The organism is Patescibacteria group bacterium, assembly GCA_022560785.1.
Lineage (GTDB): Bacteria > Patescibacteriota > Minisyncoccia > Phycocordibacterales > JADFSL01 > JADFSL01.
Window position 1 is genome coordinate 1 of sequence record JADFSL010000043.1, and the last position, 3,320, is coordinate 3,320.

4 protein-coding genes and 1 tRNA gene are annotated in these 3,320 nt (G+C 39.9%); 2 read left to right on the forward strand and 3 right to left on the reverse strand.

The annotated features are described in order from the left end of the window. Positions 1-295: 295 nt before the first annotated feature. The 3 genes from IIB50_03100 to IIB50_03110 form a co-directional block, all read right to left on the reverse strand. Positions 296-1,672 (reverse strand): AAA family ATPase, encoded by a 1,377-nt coding sequence (locus IIB50_03100; protein ID MCH7530076.1) that lies wholly within the window; start codon positions 1,670-1,672, stop codon positions 296-298. Between the two features lie 132 nt (positions 1,673-1,804). Beyond that, positions 1,805-1,881: transfer RNA gene (locus tag IIB50_03105), tRNA-Glu, on the reverse strand. Continuing rightward, positions 1,867-2,145 carry a GIY-YIG nuclease family protein gene (locus tag IIB50_03110; GenBank protein ID MCH7530077.1) on the reverse strand — a complete coding sequence of 93 codons (279 nt, stop codon included), beginning with the start codon at positions 2,143-2,145 and terminating at the stop codon, positions 1,867-1,869. The genes IIB50_03105 and IIB50_03110 overlap by 15 nt, the downstream gene beginning before the upstream one ends. Positions 2,146-2,348: 203 nt before the next feature. Here IIB50_03110 and IIB50_03115 point away from each other — a divergent pair, with 203 nt between their 5' ends. Both IIB50_03115 and IIB50_03120 read left to right on the forward strand, forming a co-directional pair. After that, entirely contained in the window at positions 2,349-3,050 is a 702-nt protein-coding gene (locus IIB50_03115; GenBank protein ID MCH7530078.1) for a glycerol-3-phosphate acyltransferase, read from the forward strand. Positions 3,051-3,107: 57 nt separating this feature from the next. Further along, positions 3,108-3,320 (forward strand): AAA family ATPase (locus IIB50_03120; protein MCH7530079.1); only part of this gene is annotated, 213 nt, incomplete at its 3' end.

A 3,320-nucleotide genomic window follows, 5' to 3' on the forward strand; every position in this document is an offset into this window, starting at 1 on the left:
CAATGGGCACTCTGCGACGTTGTTTTGATGCTAGATAGTGTTTGTGAGGATCACTTTAGTCCTATAGGTGGTTATACGCGTGTTATAGGTTCAAAAATGGTGAACCTTCGTTCTATGTTGACGGATGAAATTATAGATCAGTTGGTCGAAATTTTCAAAGAATGGAGTACCGTTTTCAAGGTGTATCCATTAAATTTTGTTTAAACCTCACATTCATTTCGGATTACCCCTTATACACCCTTTTTTTGACAAAAAATTAAGTTGGAAAACTACCTCACTAATGCTTGATATATTTTTAAAAAAACTTATTAAATAAATTCTTAAGTGTTCTCTCACTTGTTAATTGGTCACCTTTGGGGAAAATCTTGTTAAGATATGCTTTCTGTCTTAACTTTAATTCTTGACTGCTTAGATTGTTTAATTTTGTTGCTGCAGACCTTGAATCTTCCTTAAATACCAAATCAATTTCTGCTATATCATTATCTACCTGAAGAGCCATCTGGTTTATCCCTAATAATCTTAACCCATCCAGGGATTTTAACCGCGACAGTGCAACATATCCCATACCGTATGAAAAAGACTTTGACAAGTCTACTTCCGCTGCATCCAAACTCATTCCCTGACTTTTGTGAACTGTGATGGCCCAAGCGAGCCGAAGTGGAACTTGGCTAATTTCAGCCAGAACAACATCGTTCTCTTCTAAAATCCAATTAGTAGGGTGGGCCACTACTTCTTTACCAGAGTAAGTTTCAACTATTGGGTACTTTTCGGAATCAAAGTCAACTACTTTCCCCAAAGTTCCATTAATATAACCTTTGCCTGGGTTATTTTTAACAAACATAACTACGGCATCTTTTTTTAGAATTAAATTCTCTGGTGCAAGACAGCCCTTTTTTAGAGCCTCAACTAACTTTTTATTACCTTTGGCAACCATTGTATAATCAAATTCGGGTTTATTAATTTTGTTTAGTTCAAAATTGTTTATCGCGTCTACGTCAACGTTGTGAGTATAGAGTTTGGTAGGATAAATGTTGTTTTCAATCTCAGCGTTAACTCTTGAGGAAAGCTTTTCAAAGGTACCCTCATCCACCTCCCTAGATCTTATGTCATTTAACACCTTCAAATAACTTTCATCCCACTGCCTGTGTTGTTCATCCAAATAGCAGATTTTTAGTCCTAGTTCGCTCCAAGAATCTGATTTGTAAGCAAAGCTAGATTCAGGACTTTCCGACTCATTTATTGGTGGTAATTGAAAAAAGTCACCGCAAAGTATAACCTGCATGCCACCAAAGGGTTCAGGATTATTTCTAATTCTTTTGCATATCTTGTTAACCGCATCCAACCGGTATGAGTGAAACATAGAAATTTCGTCGATTATTAAAACTTTTGGGGCTTGTATTCTTTCCCTAACCTTCGGGTTGGAGTTAAGTTTGGATATCTCCTTTTCAGTTATTTCCTTTTTAATTCCAATTCCAGACCATGAGTGGACGGTAATTCCATCTAAGTAAGTTGCAGCTATCCCTGTTGAAGCCGTTACTGCTACACCAACCTTATTTTTCTTTAAAAACTTTACATATTTATTAGTAAGATACGTTTTCCCACTGCCAGCCTGACCGGTTAAAAACACGTTATGTCCCATCATTAATAAATCTAAGGCTTCATTTTGTTTCATTTTTGAATATCTGCTCTTCCAAGAGAACTAGTGAGGTATTTGTGGGGATTTTATGATTAGATGGCTGAAGTGTCAAGGAATTAATATTTTATAAAGTTAGGTAAATAAGTAGTACCTACAGTTTTTTCTGTGTGGTGACCCCGGCGGGATTCGAACCCGCGATCTCTGGGATGAAAACCCAGTATCCTAGGCCACTAGACGACGGGGCCAAATTTTTCGGCGAAGTTAGCTAAATCATGTTTACACAAGTTCTCTATCGACTTTCTCCTCTTCCATGATTTTATTCTTAACTCAGCCGTTCTTGCCTGAAAATAATTAGGGTATTCCTTAGTATAAACTAACTCTGAGGGTAAGTTATGCTTAGTTGATTTAACCTCCTTATTTCTGTGCTGTTTCATGCGTTTATTTAAGTTCCTACAAGAACCAATATAGTACTTACCGTTTTGTAATTTTAATATGTAAACGTACGCCATTTTAATTAGCCCACTAGATCCCGATGCTCATAACTTTGTTATGAGATCGTGGACTCTCGATCCAACCTAAAGTTGGTATCGGAGCGGCGAGGCCTTGAAAACTTCCCAATTTTAGCATAAACTGGCGCACTAGTCGACGTTTTACGTTTGTTTTTTTACAGACATAAAATGCCTATCTAGCTCACAACTGGAGGGAGAACACTTTGGAGATCGCAATCATTCTGCTCGTAGGATATTTAATTGGAGCCATTCCATTTGGCTGGATAATATGCAAGTACTACGGGTTGAACCCGCGCACAAGTGGGTCGGGAGCCACTGGAGCAACTCAAGTACTTCGTATACTGGCCCAAAACGGTATTCGACGTCCAGGTTGGAAGTTCGCCTTAAGCCTACTATTAGATGGGCTCAAGGCTTTAATCCCGCTCCTGGTAGTAATACTACTAGTTAGTGAATCCGAGCTAACACACATAGCAATGGCAGGCACCATATGCCTCGGTCACACTCGGTCGATTTGGCTTTTTCTTTTCGATCGTGATCCAGATATACTGTCCCGATCTGTGTTACAAAGACTCAACGGTGGGAAGGCAGTATCAACGGCAATCGGCGTTACAATCGCTCTCGTACCGTCTGAACCAACCTTAGCTTTAATTGTAGTAAGTATCTTCTTATTCTTCGGGTTAGGCTTTGTCCTAAGCCGTTGGAGAATGTCCGTGGGTTCTCTTCTAGGGACTCTCGCCGGCGCTATTGGGATAACGGTACTTCTTTTTGAAGGCTATCTCTCGCTCACCTACTTTGCTGGTCTACTTGGAATCGGAGTCCTCATCGTAGTCATGCACTGGGATAACATTAAGCGCATCATGAATAAAAAGGAGAGCGCCATCATTGAGAGGAGAGCCGCACCGTGACTCTCCTCTCTCCCCTACCTCTTCTCATCAAATACTCACTTCTATATAATGGAGTACATGAAGGGCAGATACCGAAATATAATTGTCTGTGGAGACGTGGGCACGGGAACCACCACTTTATCTAAAGAATTAGCGAAAAAGCTGGGCTGGAGGCACATTAGCGCCGGAAACTTTTTTCGAAAATACTTCAAAAAGCACAACATTCCTCTTTGGGATAAGCTCTCAGTGCCAGATAAGGTTGAAGAAGTCATCCGGTCTATATATGAGATG